Origin of the sequence: Cellvibrio fibrivorans (assembly GCF_031457055.1) — a bacterium.
GTDB classification, from domain to species: Bacteria; Pseudomonadota; Gammaproteobacteria; order Pseudomonadales; family Cellvibrionaceae; genus Cellvibrio; species Cellvibrio fibrivorans.
This window is the reverse complement of sequence record NZ_JAVDVX010000001.1, coordinates 1,125,877-1,150,161: the sequence shown is the minus strand read 5'-3', so window position 1 is coordinate 1,150,161 and position 24,285 is coordinate 1,125,877. Positions and strand designations below refer to the sequence as shown.

Below are 24,285 nucleotides of genomic sequence, written 5' to 3'. Positions count from 1 at the left end.
ACGTCGTGGTCCTGAAAACGTTAAAAACCGAAATAGATAAAACCCGGCATACCCGCCGGTGCCAATTCCATAATCAGCAAGGCGCTGGCGACTAATGCTAATGCCTGGCCCCACCAGGGCAACACGCGCAGGGCAGCGGCTGATTTTTCCATCATAGGTTCAGCACGGCGCGCGAGCATAAAGAACACTACCATGGCTGCCAGCAAGCCCATCCAATTCAAACTGGGCAAAGTATCCCAACGGCTAAAACCGGCGACGTAAGTGGTTACCGATTCCCAATCTTCCGCGCGAAATAGCAGCCAGCCAAAACACACAAATGCAAAGGTCAGCCACTGCGTGATCGCATCGGGCAAGGTGAATGAAGTAATTTTTTGCCAGCAATTTTGCGCGATCAAACCCAGCCCGTGCCATAAACCCCAAACTATAAAGGTAGCGCTCGCGCCGTGCCAAAAACCCGAGAGAACCATCGCGATCAATAAATTCATCTGCGTACGCCCCCAGCTCGCGCGGTTGCCGCCGAGGCTGATGTACACATAATCGCGAATCCAGCGCGACAGGGTGATATGCCAGCGCCTCCAAAAATCGCTCAAGCTGGTAGCGAGATAAGGCTGGCGGAAATTCACCGGCAAACTAAATCCGAGCAGCAGCGCGAGCGCAGTGACCACATCGGTGTAGCCGGAAAAATCAAAAAACAATTGCCAGGCATAGGCCATTAAACCGCACAGTAATTCCAACGAGTGGTAAGCATCCGGGTTGGCAAACACCGTGTTAACCCACTCCTCCGCCAGCCAAGCTGAGAGCCAGACTTTTTTTATCAGCGCGGAGATGATCAATAAAATTGCAACTTCCGGCGCGGCGATTTTACGTTCGTCCGGCGATTGGATTTGCGTTAATAACTCATTCGGCCGGCAAATCGGCCCCGCTAACAGGGTCGGAAAAAACGAGAGGTGCAACAAGCCGTCGAATAGGTTCGCCGGTTTACATTCGCCGCGCCCGACACTGATCAAATAGGCCAAACCCTGGAATGTGTAAAACGAAATCCCCACCGGCAATACAAATTCCAGCACAGGTAAACTCGCCCCGTTAAACAAGGGTGTTAGCAGCGCTAAAGACTCTTCGCGGAAAAAATTGTAGTACTTGAATATGCCAAGGTTAACCAGCGCGAGCACCACGCCAGCAATCACCGGCCAGCGCCGCCGATTGCCATGGTGCCCCTGCACCGCTTGCGCCAAGGCCAAAATCACCAGCGAGAAATTCAGCAGCAGAAACGCAAAGCGCCAATCAAAGCTGCAATAAAAAAGGTAGCTCGCCACCAACAGCAACAAGTTCTGCGCCTTCACCCCCCGCGCCGAACCCAACCACCAGTAGAGCCACAAAAAGCCAACAAAAACGAGTCCGAATTCCGGCGAGAGGTAATGCATGTACAACATCCATATAAACGTTTAACGGGAACACAGTTAAGCAGGTGGCCATCATAGCCAAACTGGCGCGTAAAATCTGTGAGGGGGATGACGGACGGATTATGTTTTGATAATTGCTTTGCGGGTAATGCGCGCATGCATGAATGCGCCGGCATACATCATGCAAAGTTCAGACGCGTGACTGAAGTGGCCAGCGCCCCAGAATTTCATAGCGACTCTGTCCGATCAGACTACGCACAAGCACGAACTCCCTTGCCGTCCAGCTGATGGGCACAACATGCTCCTCCACCACTGGGCCGTCGTCATATAACAAAGTGAGGTGCGCAGTGAAGCCCGAGGGACTCGCAGGTTTCAGCCCTTGATAACGCATGGCGGTAACCAAGCTGCGTTGAAACTCGTTCACCGCAGTGGCGACCTCTCCTCCCCGCAAGACGACGGCACGTTTGTCGTGACCAAACTTCTGCACACGATCAAACGTCACGTCGAACGGTGTGCCCTCGAAGCGCTCGCCCGCGACGACGGCATTCGAAACAACGGTCTTTGGCAGACCGGCAAAAGAGCCAATGAAAGCCAGCGTCACGTGCAGTCTCTCGCTGGGTATCACCGCGCCCTTAAGGCGGTGATCAGCGCGCAGCCGCCGCGCCAAATCGACAATCTGCCCTGCGCTCTCTACATCGGGCAGCAGCGCATAGAACAGACTATCCGTAAGTACGGGAGAGTCGAAACCGTCTAGAGAAAGCTGAGCGCTCATTGTTAATACTCACCATTTATACGCTGCACCACAAAATGCAAAATAACTTTCGAGCTCTCCAACGCAAACAACACATGGACATATAAACATTAGAGAGCTAAAACATTTTTACTTCGCCCCAACCTCAACCCAATACCCCTTAGTCTTCGCATGTATTTTTTCATTGTACATAGCGCTGGTATGCCAACCAGGTAAATAGAATTTACCGGCATAACTCGCGTTTAAAATAATGCGCAGACTAACGCTGGTTTGATTGTTTTCCTGATAGCGGTAGTACCAATAGTAGTCGCGCCACAAACTGAAGTAGGCGAGTACGCGGTCGTCGCGGATATCCATGTAGTCGATGCCTTTGGGCATTTGCGCGCCCTCAAGGCGTTCGTTGCGGATTTGCCAACCGCTCGGCACTACTGCAGTGAGTGCAATGTTTTCGATATTGCTGGTGAGCAATTTATCGAACTCACCGGAGATAGTAACTTCCGCAACAAAATCCTGACCCTGTGGTAATTGTTCAACACTGAGCGGTTTGTTATCCAGCGTTAAAAAATCCACCTTCATTGCCAAGCCATCGTTACTCGGCTCTTCAAGTAAATTGGCAGGAGTGCCGCGATTACTTACTAATACGCGGATGGGTTTGTCGTGATCGTTGCGTACACTCACTTGCGGATCATTAATCGCAGTGCGGAAAAATGCATTGTTGCTGGCTTGCGTAAGCCAACTGCTTTCGCCCGCTTGTTGATAGGCGAATTTCACGCCGTTGCTGCTAACATTGGCCGCTGAAAATTCGCTCATGGCCAATAATGCCCAAGCGATACTTTGCGTGGAATACCAGCCCTCCCCAGATAAATCTTTTGCAACTTGTTCAGCCACTTGCCAGGTGAGATCTTTATCCGCGTTCAAGCTCACTAAAGTTGCGAGCAACAAACCACGGTCGCGCATATCCGAGCCGTAGGTGTAACCTGCATCTTTATAAATGGGTACGTTGTTGGAGAGCGGGCCCATTACATCTTGCGCGGCATCTTTTAATCCCACATGTTGATAGGCCATTGCGAGCAACCAGCGCGCGGGCATGCGGTAATCTTGTTGGTTGCTATTCACATTGGTTTTAAATGTTTCGCGCAAACGGTTCATCGCAGGCAATTCGGCTTTATCGGCCAAAGCGAGGGTGTAGAGGCGATAAGACAACACCACTTCATCGTAATAATTGCCGTTAATTTGCGGATTGCGCGCAGCGCTCGCCTGGTATTTCACCCAATTATCGAGCAAGGTTTTTGGAACAGAATAACCAGCGCGTTTCGCTTCTAATAAAAAATGCCCCGCATAGCTGGATGCCCATTCATTTACATAACCATCGCCCGGCCAGTAAGAGAAGCCGCCACTCGCATGTTGGAAACTGCTGAGGCGTTTGATGCCGGCGTTAATGTTGCTTTCTATTTCTGCTTTTTGCGCATCGGTTAAATTCACCAACTTTGCCAAACGCAATTGCGGAAATACTGCCGAGGTTGTTTGTTCAATGCAGCCGTGTGGATAGCCGATCAAATATTCCAAACGTTGTTCAAGGTTAAGCGGTGGCAGCGTGCTGACTTCAAGGCTGGCTTGGTTAGTGCCGATCATGCCATTTTCTTGCAGCGGCGATTTCCAGGTCTCGCCTGGTTGCAATAATTTGGATTCCCATACTGTGGTCGGTGGATTGGCAGCGCGTGAGTCGATATAAATTTCTTGCGTGGCCGATTCTTCGCCAGAGCGGGCAGTAATTTTGACATGACCTTTGCCGATGCGATCATTCACTTTGAGTTTTAAACTCGCAATCGCATCGCCCGGTTCGCTAAAGCTCAGTGTTGCTGACCCTTTTTCTACGGTGAAAATTTCATTGGCTTCAACTGAAATTTCGACATCGCGAATATTGGCTTCACTCACAAACACATTCACCGGCAAATTTACCGACTCACCCGGGCCAAGCACGCGTGGCAAGGTAGCAAAGAGCGTGACTGGTTGGGTAACCGTTACGGTTTTTTCAATGCTGCCGTAGGCCGTAATGGCTTCGGTTTTCTTTTTATCGTTGGCCGTGTCACCGCTCACCAACATCACGCGCACCGCACCCATATAAGGTGGCAGGGTAATTTTATGCTCGCGTGTTTCACCGGCTTTTAATTCAAACGCACCAAGGAATTTTACGACGGGAGGGAAGCGACGTTCACGGCGTTTGCGTTCGGCTTCCAGTGCCGCATCGGAACCACCGACGGCCAATACACGCTCCAATGATGCGCCGTAACCACCGACCACTTGATCAAATAAATCCCAGGTGCGTACGCCCAGTGCTTCGCGCTTGTAAAAATAATCGTGTGCATCGGGCGCGTGGAAATTGGTGAGGCCGAGCAAACCTTCATCCACCATCGCTAATGTATAAGTCATCGCACGTTGATTTTGCTCGCTGACTTTAATCACAAATTCAGATTCTGGGCGCACTTTTTCCGGTACATCCAATTGCGGTTGCAAGCGTGTGGCCGGGTCTTCCACCAACAGCGGCACTATGCCGTACAAACGCATAGGTGCTTCAGCTACGCGTTCCTGATGCGGCAACAACAACGCCACGTTTGCATACACGTTGGGCGCCATGGCTTGGGTAACGGGAATTTCAATTTCGGTTTGACCCGGTTGCAAATCTAACCAACGCGATTCCAATACCTGGCTGCCATTTTCAATGCTGAGCAAAATGCGGCCTTCGCGCGCTTTGGGTAAACGCACTTTGGCGATATCGCCGACGTTGTATTTTTCTTTGTCAGTCGAGAGCATTAATTGCGTAGCGGAGTCGGCGCTTGCCGATGAATCGTAACTCCAGCCCAAATAAACAACCTCGCCAGAGCAGTGGCCATTGTCACCGGCGTCGCTATCGCACACACGGATAATATGGCGGCCCAGTCGTATTTATTTTTTTCGAGTTTCCAATTAATGCGGCCGTTCTCATCGCTCACTAATGTTTCAGTCGCCACCGCGCGATGGGAGGAATTATTAAAATACTCCGCGAGATTTTCGCTCTCTTCATCCCACCACCAGCGCCAGCCGATTTCATACACATTCACTTCAACGGTGCGTTGCGCTTCTGCTTTTCCTTCTGCATTTAATGTTTGGATCAGAATCGGGTGATCTTCATCGCGGCCAATCGCATCCATATAGCCGCTGCCTTTGGGGATATTAATACCGACCCAACTATCAAACGGCAGCAATTCGTAAGGGCGCAAAATAGTGCTGAAGTTGCCACTCTCTTCAAATACGCGGGTCATAAATGAGGCGGTGAGTTTGCCCGGTGGTGGCGACGACAGGCTGACATTGACGGGGAAGCTGGCGTTGCCGGTTTCATCCAATTTGCCATCAAATACTTTTTGCGCACTGCCGGAAAAGGTTCGCACCGGATCATCAAAATTAAATTGCTCAAAACCGGCAAATACGGATTTGCGTGAACTGAGTTTTAATTCGGAATCGGCTTTTAAATTTTTTGCGGTTGCACCTTGCAACCATTGCGCAAACAAGGTGACTTGCGTGGGCATATTGCCAATGCGCAGCGGCGTTTCTGCTGGCGTTAAATCTACTTTGATGCGATTAGGTACAACCATTTCGATTTTTAAAATCTGGTCAAAATAGCGATTGCCCACATGCACCACCGCGCGATAATTTCCTGTTGGTGCGGTTTCTTCGGTTTTCAAATTAAAGGTATAAAAATCCTTAACCGGTTGTACATTGGTTTGACTCAGCACTTTTTTGCCGCTCGGATCAAATAAATCCAGGGTGACCGGGTGATTCGCCGGTAGCTGTTGGGTTTTATCTTCAAGAATAAAGGTGAGGAAAATATCGTCGCCCGGGCGCCACACATCGCGCTCGCCGTAGAGGAAACCTTTTAAGCCACCTTTGATATGTTCACCGCTCACATCAAATTGGTTGGTGGGTAAAGCTTCACTGGTGCGCACGCGCAAATAACCAATTTGTTTGCCATTGCGCGCTTCAAGATAAAAAGGCACACCATCCGTTGTCATCTGCAACATGCCGTAACTATCGGTAGTGCCTTGGCCTATTGGTTGGCGTTGATAGTTGTAAGCGGTGATGTCAGTACCGCTCATAGGTTTAGCGCTGCCGAGTTCAGTGCTGATCACATGCAGCTGATTGCCATCGCCGCGCTTGGCCATTAACCCGATATTGGACACAATAAAATTGCGCGCTGATGCAATTTCATCGCCGTAGTAATAATAAGTATCGTCGCAGGGATTGTTGCGCTCGCTGTAATTGTAATAACCGCTCGATTGATAATATTGTTGATACCATGCCGGTTCTTCAACGCGGTCATAATAATTTTCGCCCTCGGAATCTTCAGGCATTTTTGCTACGGGTTCGGTGGGGCGTGTTTGCTCGCAGCTATAAACCGAATTACTGCGGTCGATGCGCAATTCCAAACGAATCAATCCATCGGGATGCTGCGCCATTAATTCACTCAGATCCAGATTAAAACGCTCGACACCTGCGCGTGGAATTTCCGGTAGGCGATAGGTTTTACGCCAGAGATAGCGGCCAGTATCGGTTGCTGCTGTAGCGGCGGTCAGCTGGTAATCTTGCAAGTATTGACCAACATTATTGGCGAAAACTTTAAACGCAATGACTTGTACTGAATCGACACCTGCCGCTTCAAAGGGCACGGAAATTTGGCTGGCCGGTGGCAGGATGGATGTTTTGCCGACAAAACGCACCAGCGGCTTCACTAAATTCAATACGATTTTTTGTTGATAGTCGCTACCAAGACTTTTGGAATTTTTGCTATTGACGCTGCCGCTTACCACTAAATCCAATTCGCCCGAATCCAGATTTTCCGGTGTGTAGCGCAACACGCTGCCGTCGATTACGGCATTGACTGTTTTACCGGCGAGTGTCACTAAACCACTGAGATTTTGTGTGCTGTCGAGTTCTTCGGAAAATTGTATTTCAACGGCGGTATTGGGTTCGCGAATCACCTGTACGCCGGTAATTTGAAAGGTTTTTTGCGCGGGAATTTCCAGATCGCGCGAACCCTTGTCTTTCGAGCCGATGGCTGCACCATCCCACTCCAAATGGATGTTGCCGGTGGTTTCACCACGCATAATGCCGGTAATTAAAAACGAATGGGTTTTATTGTCCAGCTCCTGCGTCCAAATCGTATCGGTAATGAGTTGGTCATTAACTTGAACGCGCAGAATTTTTTTCACTTCATCCAACGCAACGGTATCAGCAGTGGTAATTACACCGCTAAGCCGCATCAGCTCATCATCGTCTTCATCCGCGCTTAGGCTGTTCACGCGCAGATCAAAATCCTGTTTGATGGTGCGCACAGTAAATTCAAAATCATCGAGCGACTGCTCAATACCTTCAAGGTCATTGGCACTCAAGCGGATGCGAATTTCGGTATCGTTGGGCAAACGCTCAACGGGTTGGATGCGCAATTCGGTGGTTGAGGTAAATGTGAGGTTCACTGGCGTTTTGGTATCCAGCGACAATTGTTTGGGGTTGAACGCGGTGTTCACTTCCGCTTCGCTAATCACCGGGTGAGTGAAGCGAATGTACATGGGTGCTTCAGCAGCAATCCAGCGCTTCGGGTAATCCGCAATATGCGCCTCCCAACTCGGCGATATCGCCTCGGCTGCGGCCGCTGCATCGGTTGCCGGTTTGTTTTGCTCGGGGGTGGATTTATCGCAAGCGCCGAGCAATAAACTCAACAAAGCAACAGCACACCATGAAGACCAATGAACACGCATAATATTTCCCTGTTTGGTTGTGATTTTTTTGGCTTTCTGAAAGCCTACAAAAAAGCCACCCCACTTGCGCGGGATGGCCTCTCTATTTATAGCATCGAGTTGATGAACCCGGGCTTTATTGTTTTACGCAGTCAACAAAATAATCGCGTTTGCCATCCACTTCACGTTTTACCAAGCCGTGGACATCTGTCTCAAAGCCGGGGAAGCGTTCGTTGAAATCGCGCGCGAATTTTAAATAATCGACGATGGTTTTGTTAAAGCGCTCGCCTGGAATCAACAGCGGGATTCCCGGTGGATAGGGCGTTAACAAAATCGAGGTGATGCGGCCTTCCAATTCATTGATAGGTACGCGCTCGATTTCGCGGTGCGCCATTTTTGCAAAGGCATCCGACGGTTTCATCGCCGGTTGCATATCGGACAAATACATTTCGGTCGTCAAGCGTGCAACGTCGTAGGCTTTGTAGAAATCATGGATCTGCTGGCAGAGATCGCGCAGGCCCATACGCTCGTAGCGTGGATTGGCTTGCGCAAACTCGGGCATGATTCGCCACATCGGCTGGTTCTTGTCGTAGTCATCTTTAAATTGTTGCAGCGCGGCTACGAGAGTATTCCAGCGGCCTTTGGTGATGCCGATGGTGAACATAATGAAGAAGGAATAGAGGCCGCACTTCTCGATGATTACACCGTTTTCTGCCAGATATTTAGTGACAATCGATGCAGGGATACCGGTATCGCTGAATTGGCCATTTACCGACAAGCCCGGGTTAACGATGGTGGCTTTGATCGGGTCGAGCATGTTGAAATTCGGCGCGAGTTTGCCGAAGCCATGCCAGTTGTCATCGCTGCGCAGTACCCAATCTTCGCGGGTGCCAATGCCTTCTTCAGCAAACTCTTCCGGCCCCCAGACCTGGAACCACCAATCCTGACCCCATTCTTCGTCCACTTTTTTCATCGCGCGACGGAAATCGAGCGCTTCAAAAATTGATTCTTCTACCAGCGCGTGACCGCCAGGTGCTTCCATCATCGCGGCGGCGATATCGCATGACGCGATTATCGAGTATTGCGGCGAGGTGGAGGTGTGCATCAAATAGGCTTCATTAAATGCATCCTGATCGAGTTTTACTTTCTCGGATTCACGCACCAACACTTGCGATGCTTGCGATAAACCCGCAAGCAATTTGTGTGTGGATTGGGTAGAGAAAATCATCGACTCTTTTGCGCGCGGGCGATCTTTGCCAATCGCGTGCATGTCTTTGTAGAACTCATGAAAAGTGGCGTGCGGCAACCAGGCTTCGTCGAAATGCAGCGTATCGATTTTACCGTCGAGCATATTTTTCAGCGTCTCTACGTTGTAGAGCACACCGTCGTAAGTCGATTGGGTAATAGTGAGGATGCGCGGTTTTTTGTTTACGGCTTCGCGCGCAAAGGGGTTTGCTTCGATCTTGCGGGCGATGCTTTCAGGCGTGAATTCTTCCAGCGGAATTGGGCCGATAATGCCGAGGTTGTTGCGCGTCGGCATCAGGAACACGGGGATCGCGCCGCACATAATGATGGAGTGCAGGATCGACTTGTGGCAGTTGCGGTCAACGACAACGATATCGCCCGGTGCAACGGTTGAGTGCCACACCATTTTGTTCGATGTGGAAGTACCGTTAGTCACAAAGTAGCAGTGGTCGGCATTAAAGATGCGTGCGGCATTGCGTTCGGACGCGGCGATTGGGCCGGTGTGGTCGAGCAATTGGCCGAGTTCTTCCACCGCGTTACACACGTCGGCGCGCAGCATATTTTCACCAAAGAACTGGTGGAACATTTGGCCGATAGGTGATTTCAAAAAGGCCACGCCGCCGGAGTGGCCGGGGCAATGCCAGGAATAGGAACCGTCTTGCGCGTAGTGCACCAGTGCGCGGAAAAACGGCGGTGCCAAACCATCGAGGTAGGATTTGGCTTCGCGGATAATGTGGCGCGCCACAAATTCCGGCGTGTCTTCAAACATATGAATGAAGCCGTGCAGCTCACGCAAAATATCGTTGGGGATATGGCGTGAAGTGCGGGTTTCGCCGTACAGATAAATCGGGATGTCGGCGTTTTTGTAGCGAATCTCTTCCACAAACGCACGCAGGGATTTGAGCGCGTGGTCAGTCTCTTCGAGTGAGCCGCTGCCAAATTCTTCGTCGTCGATCGATAAAATAAACGCAGAGGCGCGCGATTGTTGCTGCGCGAATTGCGACAGGTCACCGTAGCTGGTAACACCAACTACCTCCCAGCTTTCTTTTTCAATGGCGTCCGCGAGCGCGCGTATGCCTAAACCCGAGGTATTCTCGGAGCGAAAGTCTTCGTCGATGATGACGATGGGAAAGCGAAATTTCATGGAGTCTCCATAAAAGTATAAGGCTGGAATTTCACTTGCTGGCGAGACGCCTCTGGGTGGTGCTTGTTAGGTACTGCAAAGACTGGTTGCGTGGCGCATCGTCCGGCCGGCGCACCTGAGGGGCAAACCGAGGAAAACCGGACGCGATTTGGAGCCATTTGGCCGCGCATTGCCCGGTAGTGAGTCTAGTCCCAAACCGGTGCAACTGCGGCGGCGATTGTAATCCACTTGGGCAAATTCAAACACCCATTTATTACAATCAAAAGTCGATCAGAGGAGATTAGTTATCCCCGGCGCCACCCTTTTCGGTTGCTACGTTAGCCGGATGTTTGATCGCATCATCTGCAATCACCTGCAAGGCAGCGGGCATGGCCTGGTCGATCTGTGCCTGCTCCTCCGCTGTAGGTACTTTATAGCCGCGCGGCCAAAGACCGTCGAAATAGTCCCAGCCGTAACCCCAGCGGTAATGGTTCATCCAATAAGGGCTGCCGCCCCAGCGCACATTGTTGTAAATGTAGTTGGCCATGCCCGGGCCTTGTGCTGCTTTGACGCAGGCCTGGATGCGCTCGTCGGATTCTTTGCGCGCCTCCTCACTACCGCCTTTCCAATAATCCAGGTCGTGGGCAACACAGCAGTGGCGCCAAAGGTTGGGCTTTTCCGGTGTACCGTCAATCCAGAGTGAGCAACCATCGGTAGTGAAGGGTTTGAGTTCGTTGGCCTGGCTGGTGCTGGCGATGAGCAGTGCGATGGGGAGTGAGATGATAAATCCGAGGGCGCGCATAGGCTGTTCCTTCCTCCGCTGTCGTATAAGTGATGACCAGGGGATATGAATCGATAGTGGCGGGGATTTTACGCAATGAGCATTGAAAAACTATCAAAATTTTCCTTCTGACGCTTTAATCCGGCACTTGTTCCTGCCAAATCACAACCCAAGTGCCGCTGTGCAATGTCCACCCAATGCCAGTACAATGCCGCCACCCTGCCCGCTTGGGTTGCCTGCCTTTGGATTCCACTATGAACGATAAAAAAACCACCCACTTTGGCTTTCAGGAAGTGCCTGTTGAAGAGAAAGCCGAACGTGTCGCCGAGGTCTTTCACTCAGTCGCCGCCAAATACGATGTGATGAATGATTTGATGTCGGCAGGCATTCATCGCCTGTGGAAGCGTTTCACCATTGAAGCTTCGGGCGTGCGCGCCGGGCATAAAGTATTGGATATCGCGGGTGGCACGGGTGATTTAAGTTATCAATTCGCCAAGCTCGTCGGCAGCAATGGGCAAGTCGTGCTCGCCGATATCAACGCGTCCATGCTCGGCGTGGGGCGCGACCGCCTGACCGATCGCGGCATTGCCGGCAATATCAATTTCGCCCAGTGCGATGCGCAATTTCTGCCCTTTCCCGATAACACCTTCGATTGCATTACCATCGCTTTCGGTTTGCGCAACGTGACCGATAAAGATATGGCGCTGCGTTCCATGTTGCGTGTGTTGAAACCGGGCGGCCGTTTGTTGGTGCTCGAGTTCTCCAAACCGCAAAGCGAAATACTCAGCAAAATTTACGATACCTATTCCTTCAAAGTGCTGCCGTTTATGGGCAAGCTGGTGACCAACGATGCCGAGAGCTATCGCTACCTCGCCGAATCGATCCGTATGCATCCGGATCAGCAAACCTTGAAAGAGATGATGGATAACGCCGGTTTTGTGCGCACTGAATTTCACAATATGACCGGCGGCATAGTCGCGCTGCACAAAGGCATCAAACCCTAATGGCCAACACCTTAACCATCGCTGCACTCGCCAGCGCCGAAAAAATGCTGAACGCCGCGCTGCGTTACGACCCGGCCACGCGCATCGGCCTTGCGCAATTGGAAGGAAAAATTCTCGCCGTGCAAATTACGGCACCCGCGCTGCAGTTTTTTATCATGCCGATGGATGACGAATTGCGCCTGATGGGCAATTGGGATGGCGATGTGGATACGCGCATCACTGGATCACTGCTCGCGCTGGCGCAATTGTCGCAAACCGAAATCCACAATTTAAAAGGCAGCGGCGTCACGGTGATGGGCGATTTGAGTTTGCTCGCCGACCTGCAACGCCTGGTGAAAAATCTCGATATCGACTGGGAGGAAATGCTCAGCCAATTCACGGGCGATATTGTTGGTCATCAAGCTGCACAACTGATTCGCGCAAAGTTAGGTTGGGCAAAAGATAGTGCTAAAAATGCACAGCGTCTCACCGGCGAATTCCTCACCGAGGAATTAAAAATTTTACCGGGCAAACACGAATTGGAAGATTTTTATCGCCAGGTCGATGACTTGCGTTTGGCGGTAGATCGCGCAGCGGCGCGTGTTGAAACGATCATTAATAGAAAAAACATTAAAGAGAAATCAAATCCGTGATTGTTTTTTTCCGGTTATTAAAAATCCTGCGCGTATTTGCACGTTATCGCCTTGATCAATTGCTGCCTGCCAATTTGCCTATGGCAGCGCGATTCCTGTTATTTTTCTTTGGACTCTTCCCCAAACCACTCTCTGCCAGTGGTGAAAAAATGTCGCGCGGTGAATGCCTGCGTCGCGCCTGTGAAGATTTAGGGCCAATCTTTGTAAAATTCGGCCAGCTGCTGTCTACCCGCCCGGATCTGGTTCCCGACGATATAGTGCAGGAACTCAATCACCTGCAAGACAATGTAGCGCCTTTCCCGAACGAAGAATTCCAACGCATAGTAGAAGCCTCACTGGGTGCAAACGTCAGTGATATTTTTGCCAGCTATGATCATGCGCCACTGGCATCTGCATCAGTCGCACAGGTACATACGGCGGTGCTGAAAGATGGGCGCGAGGTGGTCATCAAAGTTGTGCGTCCCGGCATTGAAAATATTATCGCGCAGGATGTTGAGCTGTTACTGCTGGTGGCGCGCTGGGTTGAAAAAAATACGCTCGATGGTAAGCGCTTGCATCCGGTGGAAATTGTGCAGGATTATCGCACCACGATTTTTGATGAGCTGGATCTACAGCGCGAAGCGGCTAACGCTTCACAACTGCGCCGCAACTTTTTAAATTCTCCGCTGCTGTATGTGCCGGAAATTTACTGGGATTACACGCGCGCTAATGTATTGGTGATGGAGCGCATCTACGGCATTCCGGTGACGGATGTAAATGCATTGGCCGCGCAGAATACCGATATGAAAAAACTCGCCGAGCGCGGCGTGGAGATTTTTTTCACCCAAGTGTTCGAGCACAATTTTTTCCATGCCGATATGCACCCCGGCAATATTTTTGTATCTCGAAAAAATCCGCAGCTGCCGCAGTACATCGCGGTGGATATGGCAATCGTCGGCTCGCTCACGCGTGAAGACCAATATTATTTAGCGCGTAATTTGTTGGCGATGTTTCGCCGCGATTACCGTCAGGTGGCCGAGCTGCACGTACAAAGCGGTTGGGTTCCCAAGACGGTACGGGTAGAAGAATTGGAAGCAGCAGTACGCACCGTTTGCGAGCCTATTTTTGCCAAGCCGCTCAAAGATATTTCCTTCGCCAATGTGCTGCTCAGTTTATTCCGCACCGCGCGCCGTTTTGAAATGGAAGTGCAGCCGCAACTCGTGTTGTTGCAAAAAACCTTGCTCAATATTGAAGGCCTTGGTCGCCAGCTCTACCCGGATCTGGATTTGTGGGCCACTGCCCATCCGTTTTTGGAGCGCTGGTTGAAAAACCGTTTCCATCCCAAATCCCTGTGGGGTGAACTCAAACGCTACGCACCCGAGTGGATGGAAAAATTCCCGCAAGTGCCTGACCTTATTTTCAACAGCCTGCAGCAAGTGCCGCTCATCGCCCAAAAACTGGATGCGCTGGAAGCGGATGTTGCGCATCGCAACCTTCACCAACATCGCGGGCGGCGCAAGCTAATCGCATTACTGGCTTTTGGTGCCGCCGGTTATTTCTTATATCAAGACTTGCAAGGTTCTGCCGTGCTGCGCGATTGGATTATCACCGACGTATCCCCCTCGACTATTGTGCTGGCCGCGCTCGGCATGGTGGCGCTCTGGTTTAGAAAATAGCTAAATGGCCGGGGGCTGGAAGTCATCCTCCGCAAGCGCAGTTCAACGTTAAAACAGTGCTGGAGTCGGGCACTGTTTTGGCTCTTAGATCATCAATATCCCTGGTGACGATTTGCCCTAACAAATCTTCATAACCGGCGCGTAGCTATTCCTTTCCCGTCTGCTATTATCCGATGACAACAATAGTTAAGGACTTTATTGTCATGTCGAGTGCGACGCGTATCCTGCTGGTCGATGATACCCCGGAAAATCTGGATGTCCTCAGTGGCATTTTGGAGGATCTGGATTGCCAACTGATTGTCGCCACCTCCGGCGAGCGCGCGCTGGAGCTTGCCGCGCGGCGCCTGCCAGACCTGATCCTGCTCGATGTGATGATGCCGGATATGAATGGCTTTGAAGTCTGTACCCGTCTCAAGGCTGAACTGGCCACCACCGAAATCCCGATTATTTTTGTCACCGCCCGCGCCGACGATATCAGTCAGGGCTTCCGTGTCGGCGGCGCCGACTACATCACCAAACCCATAAATGCCGACGAAGTGCGCTCGCGCGTGCGCCACCAGCTCGAACGGCAAATGATGTTGGCGGAACTCAAATCCTTTAACCGCGAACTGGAAGGCAAGGTGCGCGAACGCACCGCCGAACTCACTATCGCCAACCGCCAGCTGCGCGAGGAGATCAACGAGCGGCGCTATATGCAAGACCGCCTCAACTACCTCGCCACCCACGATTTTGTCACCCGCCTGCACAACCGCAATGCCCTTGAAGCCCATGTATCCGAACTGCTTGCCCGTATCCAGGTACAAGACATCAGCGCCTCTTTTTTATTGATCGATATTGACCGCTTCCGTTTGGTCAATGAGAGTTGTGGTTGCATTGCTGGCGATGAATTATTGCGGCAGTTTTCCGATAGCATCGCCGGGTTATTAACGCGCAATGATTTTTTTGCCCGGCTCGGCGGCGATCGGTTTGCAGTAGTGACCTATTGCGATGAAGGTGATAAAGGCTTGGCGCTTGCACAAAGTATTTTAAAACATCTGGAGCAATTTAATTTCCAATGGGAGGACCGCCAATTCAAACTTGCGGCCTCAATCGCCACTGTGCCGCTCACGCGCATTATGGTGAGTTACGATCAAGTGATGCTCGCCGCTGACGAAGTCATTTTTGTCGCCAAGCGCGAAGCGCGCGGCGGCATTTTCAGTTACGAGGAAGCAGCCAAGCGCAGCAATTTGCATAAAGATAATATCAACTGGGCCTCGCGTTTGGTCGATGCGGTGCATAACCAGTTATTCCGCGCCTGGTTCCAGATGATCGAATTTTTACCCGCTAGTGCGGGTAGTGCCAAACCACAATACCGATTGGAAGTGTTAATGCGGTTATGGGACGCAGCTCACCAGCGCATGATTTCACCGGGTGAATTTATCGGTCCGGCTGAGCGTTTGCATTTAATTCCCGAATTGGATAAATGGATTGTAGGATACACCTTGAATTTATTTGCCCAGCACCCGCAATTGCTGGAGCGGTTGGATATGGTGTCCATTAATCTGTCTGCCATTTCCATTCGCGAACCACAGTTTGCACAATTTATTATCAATAGTTTTACCACCTACAATTTGCCTGCACATAAATTCTGCTTTGAAATTACCGAAACCCAGGCAATCGTCAATCTCGATTCGGCGCGGCAGTTTATGCAAACCCTGCGCGAACTGGGTTGTCATTTTGCGCTGGATGATTTCGGCAGCGGTTTTGCCTCCTATGCCTATTTACATCAACTCGCGTTCGACAAAATAAAAATCGACGGTATTTTTGTGCGCGATATGGACACCGATCCCGCGCACTATGCGATGGTGAAATCCATTGCGGAAATGGCCACATCGCTCGGCAAAGAAGTGATTGCCGAGTTTGTCGAGACCGCAGAAGTCGCCGCGCAGTTGCATAAACTCGGAGTGAGCTGGGGGCAGGGCTATCATCACCATCGCCCGGAAGCAATGAATTATCAGGCGCTGGATAAATGCTTGTCGTAATTAACGCCTGACCTTCACAAGGTGTGTGCCGGTGCTAAAGCTCTCCCGTAAATCGCTTTATCTATTCGCTAAATTGCCACTGCTGAACCTGGGTTTTGCGGTGGTTTATTTTTTATTGGTTCAATTCGGGATGGCCTGGAGTTCGCTGACCTCCCAGGTCTCGTTGGTTTGGCCAGCAGCAGGCTTGGCATTGTTTGGGTTTTTGTTATTTGGCCTGCGCGTGTTGCCAGGGCTTTTTTTAGGAGCCCTTTTCGCCACCCAATTTTTACATTTTGATCCTCTTATCGGACGCAGTTATACAAACTGGGGGGCTGCAGCGCTTATTGCTGGTGGCGATATGTTGCAGGCCGTCATTATCGCGCGCATTAACCGTGGTTTATTAAGCCGCAACCTGTTAGTTAATTTGCGTCGCACGCTGATTTTTATCGCCAGCATTTTTTTCTGTGCGCTTATCTCTTCCAGTATTGGTGCTTACACATTGAATGCGCTCGGCATTGTGCCTGCTGGTGAGCTGGGAAAAACCTGGGCATTTTGGTGGATGGGCGATAGCGTCGGCATGTTGATTGTGACTGCATTATTTGCGTGGTTATTAATTCCGCGCATTCGCCAGAATACTCATGCGCAGGCATTTTTATTATTGTGTGCAGGTGTGGGGCTGGTATTTTTTCTGGTCTCGGCACTCGGGTATATCGAACACAGCGAAGCGCAACGCCTTGCTGCCACCGCGCGAGAAATTACGCTCGCTGCACAACTCGATCCGCGCCCCTGGTATCAACCCAGTTGGTTACAATTTTCGGTACTCGCGATAGGTTTGACACTGATAGGTTTGTTAACCGCGTATATTCGCACGCGGCAGGAGCATGATGAACTCTTGCGCGAAAACCAGACACGTCTTGAAGCAGAAGTGTTATCGCACACCCAGGCGCTGCGCAAAGCCAATGACTGGTTACTTAATGAAGTAGTGCAGCGCCAGCAAACCCAGGAGCAATTGCAGGAATCGCAAACGGCGTTGCGCGCGCGCGAACAACATCTGCGCAGCCTGCTCGATAATATTCCTGATCCGGTGTGGTTTAAAAATCTGGAGGGCGTTTACATCAGCTGCAATAAGGCCTTTGCCAAAATGTTGGGGCAGAGCGAAGACTATATTATCGGCAAAACGGAAGATGAGTTAGTCGGGCGCGACCTTGCGGATTTTTTTCGTCACAATGATCAGCAAGCCTTAAAAAGCAGCGAATTGCATCGCTACGAACAATCGATAAAGGTCAGCGAACAAGATGAGTACCTGTTAGATACCTTAAAAGTCGCCGTGCGCGACGAGCAGGGCAATGCCGTAGGTATTCTCGGAATAGGGCGCGATATTTCCGCGCAAAAAGAAGCGGAAAAACAATTGTCGCTCGCCAAGGAAGTTGCGGAGGAGGCGACACGTGCAAAAAGCCGCTTCCTTGCCAATATGAGCCATGAAATCCGCACCCCGCTTAATGCGGTATTGGGTTACACCCAACTGCTGATGCGCGACGAAAAATTTACCGGCAACCAGCGCGAACGACTGCAATTAATTCTGGTGTCCAGCCAGCGGCTGCTGGGTTTGATCAACGATGTGCTGGATTTATCCAAAATCGAATCCGGCGTGCTTAACCTGCGTAAAGAATATTTTGATTTGCATCAGGAAGTTGCCGATATACAAACCATTATGGCCGAGCGAGCGCAAAATAAAGGTCTGAATTTAATTACCCAAGTTGATTTACCTGATCCCTACATCGTGAAAGGTGACCGCCAAAAAATCGGCCAGATATTGCTAAATTTATTAGGCAACGCGATTAAATTTACGCCCGAAGGCAGTGTAAGTTTATATGTCGCCCTCCTCGCCGGTGAAGTCGAGTTTGTCATCGGAGATACCGGCCCCGGAATTTCCGAGCAAGAATTAGCGGAATTATTTGCGGCATTTAAACAGGGGCAAGCAGGTGAGGATGCGGGTGGTACTGGCTTGGGCCTCACACTCTCGCGCCATCTCGCGGAAGGCATGGGCGGCAGTTTGCAGCTCTCCAGTATCCTCGGCCAGGGTACGCTCGCGCATTTGCGATTGCCGTTGGTGAGTGAAAATATTGTGTTGGATGAGCGCGATTCCCACCAACAAACACAGCATCTGCAACCCGGCACGCAATGTAAAGTATTGGTCGTGGAAGATGACCAGGCTAGCTGCGAAATTCTGGTCGATCTACTGCAACAAATCGGCTGCGAAACCTACGCTGCACACGATGGTCGCGAAGGTCTTGCAATGTGTCAGGCGCAGCAGTTCGATATTATTTTTACCGACATCCGCATGCCCCATTTAAATGGTTTGGAAATGTTGCGTCGCCTGCGTGTATTACCTGCTTATAGCAATACACCTATGGTGGCAGTATCAGCCTCCAGTTTGGAGCATGAACGTACTTATTATCTCGCGCAGGGATTTCAGGAATTTATCGGTAAACCCTACGCGTTTGAGGATGTGTTTAAAGCCTTGCAACACTATGCCCAGGTTGATTTTGATCATGCGACAGAATCAGAAAACGAAGATGATGTCATAGAAGATGCTAATGTCGATTTAACTATTTTCAAACCGAGATTGCAGGAATTAGCCACAGTCGCGGCAAGTGGTGATATGGCTGCCAGTAAAAAAATTATTGGTGAATTGAATGTAGGACAACTTGGCAAGCAGCGGCATCAACAATTGGTTAATGCGTTGCGCCAGTATGATTTGGAGAAGGTTGAAAAAGTGGTGCGCGGATGGTTGGGCGAGTGATGCTATAGAACATACTTATAAATCATTTCTTCCAGATCACATCACTACGCGTTTGGCAATCGTCTTTTATCATAATCAAAACGGACAATTACTTCGCCCGCATATTTTCTCCCCCGTCACCGGATGATCAAATTCAAGCGTTGTTGCGTGCAACATCAAACGTGGCGCCATCTGAAAAGCGTCTTCACTCGCATATAAATCACACCCCAAAATCGAATGGCCGAGTTCGCGGCTGTGAATCCGCAATTGGTGTGTTCGACCCGATACCGGCGTAAATAACACCCGCGTGGTCGCTGGCGAACTATTGCGTTCGATTACGGCGTAATGCGTTAACGCATTTTTCCCCGAATCAAAACAAATTTTTTGCAGCGGAAAATTGGGTGGATCTTTGGCGATAGGTAATTCAATGTGGCCGCTGTCTTGCTCGACATGGCCGTGCAGAAGCGCGGTATAGGTTTTGGTGATCGTCCCTGACTGAAATTGTTTGCCAATATGCGCGTTTACATATTTATTCAGTGCAACAACCATAATTCCCGAGGTGCCAAAATCAAGCCGATGCACAAGCGTCGCAGTGGGGAAATTTTTCACCAAACGAAAATGCACAGAATCTTTATTGAGCGGATTTTTCCCCGACAAACTCAACAAGCCGCCCGGTTTATTGATCAAAAGTAAATGCTCGTCCTGAAATAAGATACTGATTTCATCAAGGCATGGCGGAGCAATGAAAGTGTCTAGTTTTACTTGCATGATCTATCCATACGCAACCTTACAACACCCGCTCATATAAAAATGTCGCTACACCATCTTTATGATGTGCTTGCGCACGCTGTGCAGCAGGAAATAACTGTTTGAGTTTTTCGCTCGCATTATCCATCACTATCGGATGAGCAACTGTCTGGAACATCTCCACATCATTAAAACCATCACCGAACGCCATGCTGTTGGCAAGTGGCCGTTGTAGATGTTCCATTAATGTTCTCAGTGCGTGGCCTTTGGAAATAGCCTGCGGCATAGCTTCCAGATAATATTCATCGGAAAACGTCAAATGAATTGGCAGGGTTAGCGCAGCCAGTATTTGCGTCTTGAGTTGTTGCAGCATTGCATTTTCACCGTAAAACAAAATCTTTAATGCCGGTGTGGCGAGCATTTCTTGCAATGCAATTTGGCGATAAAAAAATTGCGATTGTGCGTGGGCATCCAACATGGATTCGCAGGGCGCATTCACCAGCCACTCGGAATCCGTATACATATTCAAATGCACACCACATTTTTCACCCAGCGGCAGCAAGATCTCATTCACCGCAAGCGGCAAACAGGCGCGCTGAATTAACTCACCCGCGCCGTTATGAATCATCGCACCGTTACAGGTAATCGTCGCAATTCCACCGCCCAACTGTTTCAGGTAAGCGCGGATATCCATAAAGTGCCTGCCAGTCGCGATAACCAGATGATGACCGCGCTCGCGCAGTTCATTTAATGCGCGAATCGTCAGCGGCGAAAGTTCGTGGTGTTCATTTAGCAGGGTGCCATCCATATCAAACACAAAGGTGCTGGGCGTTTGTGGTTTTTCAAACATTAAAAATTCCAAGGTAAAATGAGTGATGTGTAGCCTGTATGAAGCCTAGCGAAATACGGGAGCTTTTGATATTAACCTTGAATTTTATCTAATGCCCCGAAATACACCAACACCATGCCCCAAACCCCGCATTCCGTTAAACTCCATGTGGGCCACATGCTAAAACCCTTATGTTTACTGGTGTGGCGGGCGATTGGCAGGTGGGTGGCGTCACCTAATTAACAACTCTTCAGGTAATTTGCTCCACATCAATTCACTTGGATGAATACACCTGGAGTAATGAAAGATGGATATGAAAGCAAAATCGTCACTGATTAGAAAATACCGCACCGAGCGTTTATGGTCGCAAGAACAACTTGCCGAAATGACGGGCCTTGGGCTGCGCACCATCCAGCGATTGGAAGCGCGCGGCAGCGGCTCGCAAGAATCGATCAAAGCCCTCGCCGCCGTTTTTAATGTAGAAGCCGATACATTGTTCTGGCGCGATGGTGCTTATCAGGCTTACAAACATAAGCAATGGGGCTTTGTTACCCTTGCCGGTATATCAATGGTTGCGGCATTGGTATTGGCGATTAATGATCTTGCCGTGGCGCTCCCTGCGGCAGGTATCGGCGTTCTGTTTGGTGTACTCACGCTGGTCGCGATTGCGTTCAGCTCCATGACCATCGAAGTCAACGAAAGCGAAATCAGTTGGTACTTTGGCCCCGGCCTATTCAAGAAGAGTTTGCCACTGGAAGAAGTTGGCCAATGCAAAAAAGTAAAAAATCCTATCTGGATGGGGTTCGGCATCCACGCCTACGGCACCGGCTGGATCTACAACGTCTCGGGTTTGTTGGGAGTTGAAATCGAGTTGAAAGGCGGATCATTTATCCGCCTCGGCACCGACCAACCCAATTACCTGATTCAAGCAATAGAAGATGCAAAGGACAATGTCGAATAAAACCAATACGTAGCCCGTATGGAGCCTAGCGAAATACGGGTTACCGTTTCCCCCGAAATTCCTGCAACTGCTCTTCCAACACAAAAGTGGATGTTGGTGGATCTGTCGTGGAGTGTTGGTCAGGCAATAGAGACATAAAAATTCCCTGTAAGTGTTAAAGGTGGACGGGCCGGTTTGATGCGGCTGGCGCGGTGGTCGTATTGATTAATTCAGGTTCATTTGGAATTTAAGAGGGGGATTTTAGGGGTAAAGGATTAATTGTCGTGAGCATAAAATCCTCATTTTTATTCAAAGCGAGGATGAAGTCTTTTGCTTCAGTGATGGCACTTTCTATACTGAAGGCCAAGTCAGAATGCAGCATCTCATCATCTTTACAAACTGACCATTCATAACCACCACGATAATGGTCAGGATTATTTTCGATATAAATCTCGTAGCCTTCAAATTCTTCTTCAATGCTACCAATTAGATGTTCAACTACTTGATGACTTGTCATTACGAATCCTCGTTAATTTTTAGTTATTATGGGATTCCATTAATATGTAGTCTACAGACTATAAGTCACATCTTTCCTTTAATTTCTGCTGATTGAGAATCGTATAGAAGCCAGTTGGCGGTGGTGTGGACAACTTCGTTAAGATTGCGACGAAATTTTCCTTTCAATGCACATTCCCAAATTACCAATACCTTCCAACCCATAGCTGTACATGCTTGAGTATTTCGTTCATCACGGATTTTGTTTGTACTTATCTTTTCCTTCCAAAACTCAACGTGAGTCGATGGCCATTTGAATATGTGACAACCGTGTGCGTGCCAGAAGCAGCCATTAATAAAAATAATTGCATGATGTTTTGGAAAAGCGAGATCTGGTTTTCCTGGTAAGTCTTTTCTGTGTAGCTGGTAGCGGAACCCCAGCTTGTGCAATCCCTTGCGGATAGCAATTTCTCCGCGAGTATTTTTGCCCTTTATTCCGGCCATCATTGCGGAGCGTTTTTGCTTATCGACAACATCCATCTTGATTGTATTATGCTGCTATAGCACTAGTTTTCTTTATGGTTGCTTTCGTTTTCCCTAACTTATTTTTTGCAGCTAAAATTCTGCTCTTCATTAGTTGTGCCACAGCTTCAAAAACAGGTACAACTACAGAATTTCCAAACTGTTTATATGCTTGAGTATCTGATACTGGGATTCTAAAGTCATTTTCATTTGGCTTATCAAAGCCCATCAATCTTGCGCATTCTCTTGGCGTCAATCTTCTTGGTCGCTTATTTTGATTGACTGAGTCATCAAATTTTATTTCACCTAATTCGAGGTCCCAGCCTCTATCGACGAGAATTTCGGAGCCATCTTTGTGATACCTCGCGGATAGCGTTCTGGCACAGGATTTTTTATCTTTTGGATTTACAAGGCCATATCCAAACCCATTACCTTTCTCTTTATGTTTTTTCGAGTAATTGTAAAGATACTCCCAAAGCTTTGGAGTAAGGATGTACTTTTTATCTACTCTATTATCAAGAATGTCTTTAAAAGAAGGTTTTATTTTTGGATAGAATTTTTCAACGTCTTTAAGAGTGAAATCTTCATGAACATTGAGGTCTTTTCTGAATCCGACTAAAACAATTCTTTCTCTATGCTGAGGAACAAAATTCTTCGCATCGATAATCTTTGGATCATTGGAGGTCATAATTTCTACATCAGAAATCCAATAGCCAAGGTCATCAAGTGTATCTGTTATGACTTTGAATGTTTTGCCTTTATCGTGGCTTTTTAAATTTTTCACATTCTCCAGCAAAAAAGCAGCAGGTTTTTTGGCTGCAATAATACGGGCTACATCAAAAAATAATGTACCTTGCGTTTCGCATTCGAAACCATGCGTTCTTCCAAGTGCATTTTTCTTGGAAACACCTGCAAGAGAGAATGGTTGGCAAGGAAATCCTGCAAGAAGGACATCGTGGTCTGGAATATTTTTCCTGATGTGTTCGTAAGCCTGCTCTATATCGACAGATTCATCATTACTTAAAGTTACATCGCGAATATCAGAATTAAAAGTATGCTCTGCAGGATCACAGTAATGATTTGCTTTGTAGGTTTTAACTGCATAGGGGTTCCATTCGGAAGTAAATACACATTTACCTCCAATATTATCAAACCCTTTTCTTAGCCCGCCAATACCAGCAAATAGGTCAATAAATTTGAATTCGTAGCTGTCTTGTTTTGGGCGAGAGGGAAGTAATGATCGAAGATGATTCAATTCTCTACTAGAAAATTTGCATTTTGCCTTTCCGTTGCACCATCGATTTATAGATTCTCTGGACCACTTATCATCGCCAAGACTATTTAAAGTGTCAGCGATGAATTTTTGATCATAAATTTCGAGCAAAGTATTTAAAAAGGAAAGGTCATCCTGTGGGGAGATCATTTATTGATCCTCTCTGGGTCAAGTGTGTGAAAAACTATCACATACTTGACCCAGAGAGTCAAATGATTTGTATGTATATACAGTATTATGTATGTTGTTTCTACGTAACGCAATATTGTGAGAGTAAAACTTAATCAGATGAGGCGCCTTGACTCAGTTTAAAAGATGCGTACTCTTCAAAACTATTG

17 protein-coding genes are annotated in these 24,285 nt (G+C 49.1%); 6 read left to right on the top strand and 11 right to left on the bottom strand.

The genetic code is table 11. The annotated features are described in order from the left end of the window. Nucleotides 1-20: 20 nt before the first annotated feature. The 6 genes from J2X05_RS04845 to J2X05_RS04820 all read right to left on the bottom strand — a co-directional run bounded on the left by J2X05_RS04845 (nucleotide 21) and on the right by J2X05_RS04820 (nucleotide 11,089). Nucleotides 21-1,421, bottom strand: coding sequence for an MBOAT family O-acyltransferase (locus tag J2X05_RS04845; RefSeq protein ID WP_310069377.1), 1,401 nt, complete (start codon nucleotides 1,419-1,421; stop codon nucleotides 21-23). A gap of 169 nt (nucleotides 1,422-1,590) precedes the next feature. Beyond that, nucleotides 1,591-2,172, bottom strand: coding sequence for a 2'-5' RNA ligase family protein (locus J2X05_RS04840; RefSeq protein ID WP_310069373.1), 582 nt, complete (start codon nucleotides 2,170-2,172; stop codon nucleotides 1,591-1,593). 108 nt (nucleotides 2,173-2,280) lie between these two features. Beyond that, a complete protein-coding gene (locus tag J2X05_RS04835; RefSeq protein WP_310069370.1) occupies nucleotides 2,281-5,013 on the bottom strand; it encodes an alpha-2-macroglobulin family protein in 2,733 nt (910 codons plus the stop codon). Continuing rightward, nucleotides 4,962-7,940, bottom strand: coding sequence for an MG2 domain-containing protein (locus J2X05_RS04830; RefSeq protein ID WP_310069367.1), 2,979 nt, complete (start codon nucleotides 7,938-7,940; stop codon nucleotides 4,962-4,964). The genes J2X05_RS04835 and J2X05_RS04830 overlap by 52 nt, the downstream gene beginning before the upstream one ends. A 115-nt stretch (nucleotides 7,941-8,055) precedes the next feature. Then, a complete protein-coding gene (locus tag J2X05_RS04825) occupies nucleotides 8,056-10,308 on the bottom strand; it encodes an Orn/Lys/Arg family decarboxylase (RefSeq protein ID WP_310069364.1) in 2,253 nt (750 codons plus the stop codon). Between the two features lie 280 nt (nucleotides 10,309-10,588). Continuing rightward, the gene (locus tag J2X05_RS04820) at nucleotides 10,589-11,089 is read right to left on the bottom strand and encodes a helicase (RefSeq protein WP_310069362.1); all 501 of its coding nucleotides are present in this window, start codon (nucleotides 11,087-11,089) and stop codon (nucleotides 10,589-10,591) included. 233 nt (nucleotides 11,090-11,322) lie between these two features. Here J2X05_RS04820 and ubiE point away from each other — a divergent pair, with 233 nt between their 5' ends. From ubiE to J2X05_RS04795, 5 genes are all read left to right on the top strand, one after another. Further along, complete coding sequence (ubiE, locus tag J2X05_RS04815) at nucleotides 11,323-12,072, top strand: bifunctional demethylmenaquinone methyltransferase/2-methoxy-6-polyprenyl-1,4-benzoquinol methylase UbiE (protein ID WP_310069360.1); 750 nt, start codon at nucleotides 11,323-11,325, stop codon at nucleotides 12,070-12,072. Beyond that, complete coding sequence (locus J2X05_RS04810; RefSeq protein ID WP_310069358.1) at nucleotides 12,072-12,704, top strand: ubiquinone biosynthesis accessory factor UbiJ; 633 nt, start codon at nucleotides 12,072-12,074, stop codon at nucleotides 12,702-12,704. Before ubiE ends, J2X05_RS04810 begins: the two co-directional genes overlap by 1 nt. Beyond that, nucleotides 12,701-14,359, top strand: a complete 1,659-nt coding sequence (gene ubiB, locus J2X05_RS04805; RefSeq protein WP_310069356.1) for a ubiquinone biosynthesis regulatory protein kinase UbiB — start codon at nucleotides 12,701-12,703, stop codon at nucleotides 14,357-14,359. The genes J2X05_RS04810 and ubiB overlap by 4 nt, the downstream gene beginning before the upstream one ends. A gap of 203 nt (nucleotides 14,360-14,562) precedes the next feature. Then, nucleotides 14,563-16,380, top strand: a complete 1,818-nt coding sequence (locus tag J2X05_RS04800; RefSeq protein ID WP_310069354.1) for a putative bifunctional diguanylate cyclase/phosphodiesterase — start codon at nucleotides 14,563-14,565, stop codon at nucleotides 16,378-16,380. A 31-nt stretch (nucleotides 16,381-16,411) separates the two neighbouring features. Continuing rightward, a complete protein-coding gene (locus J2X05_RS04795; protein ID WP_310069351.1) occupies nucleotides 16,412-19,162 on the top strand; it encodes an ATP-binding protein in 2,751 nt (916 codons plus the stop codon). Between the two features lie 75 nt (nucleotides 19,163-19,237). Here the strand turns inward: J2X05_RS04795 and J2X05_RS04790 are convergent, their stop codons facing one another. After that, complete coding sequence (locus J2X05_RS04790; RefSeq protein ID WP_310069348.1) at nucleotides 19,238-19,909, bottom strand: pseudouridine synthase; 672 nt, start codon at nucleotides 19,907-19,909, stop codon at nucleotides 19,238-19,240. Between the two features lie 19 nt (nucleotides 19,910-19,928). Beyond that, complete coding sequence (locus tag J2X05_RS04785; protein WP_310069346.1) at nucleotides 19,929-20,738, bottom strand: Cof-type HAD-IIB family hydrolase; 810 nt, start codon at nucleotides 20,736-20,738, stop codon at nucleotides 19,929-19,931. A gap of 286 nt (nucleotides 20,739-21,024) precedes the next feature. Here J2X05_RS04785 and J2X05_RS04780 point away from each other — a divergent pair, with 286 nt between their 5' ends. Further along, entirely contained in the window at nucleotides 21,025-21,678 is a 654-nt protein-coding gene (locus J2X05_RS04780) for a helix-turn-helix transcriptional regulator (RefSeq protein WP_310069343.1), read from the top strand. Between the two features lie 226 nt (nucleotides 21,679-21,904). Here the strand turns inward: J2X05_RS04780 and J2X05_RS04775 are convergent, their stop codons facing one another. From J2X05_RS04775 to dcm, 3 genes are all read right to left on the bottom strand, one after another. Continuing rightward, nucleotides 21,905-22,174: a hypothetical protein gene (locus J2X05_RS04775; RefSeq protein WP_310069341.1), complete on the bottom strand. Its 270-nt coding sequence runs from the start codon at nucleotides 22,172-22,174 to the stop codon at nucleotides 21,905-21,907. A 65-nt stretch (nucleotides 22,175-22,239) separates the two neighbouring features. Beyond that, the gene (locus J2X05_RS04770; protein ID WP_310069338.1) at nucleotides 22,240-22,692 is read right to left on the bottom strand and encodes a very short patch repair endonuclease; all 453 of its coding nucleotides are present in this window, start codon (nucleotides 22,690-22,692) and stop codon (nucleotides 22,240-22,242) included. A gap of 10 nt (nucleotides 22,693-22,702) precedes the next feature. Continuing rightward, nucleotides 22,703-24,097, bottom strand: coding sequence for a DNA (cytosine-5-)-methyltransferase (gene dcm / locus J2X05_RS04765; RefSeq protein ID WP_310069336.1), 1,395 nt, complete (start codon nucleotides 24,095-24,097; stop codon nucleotides 22,703-22,705). Nucleotides 24,098-24,285: the final 188 nt, after the last annotated feature.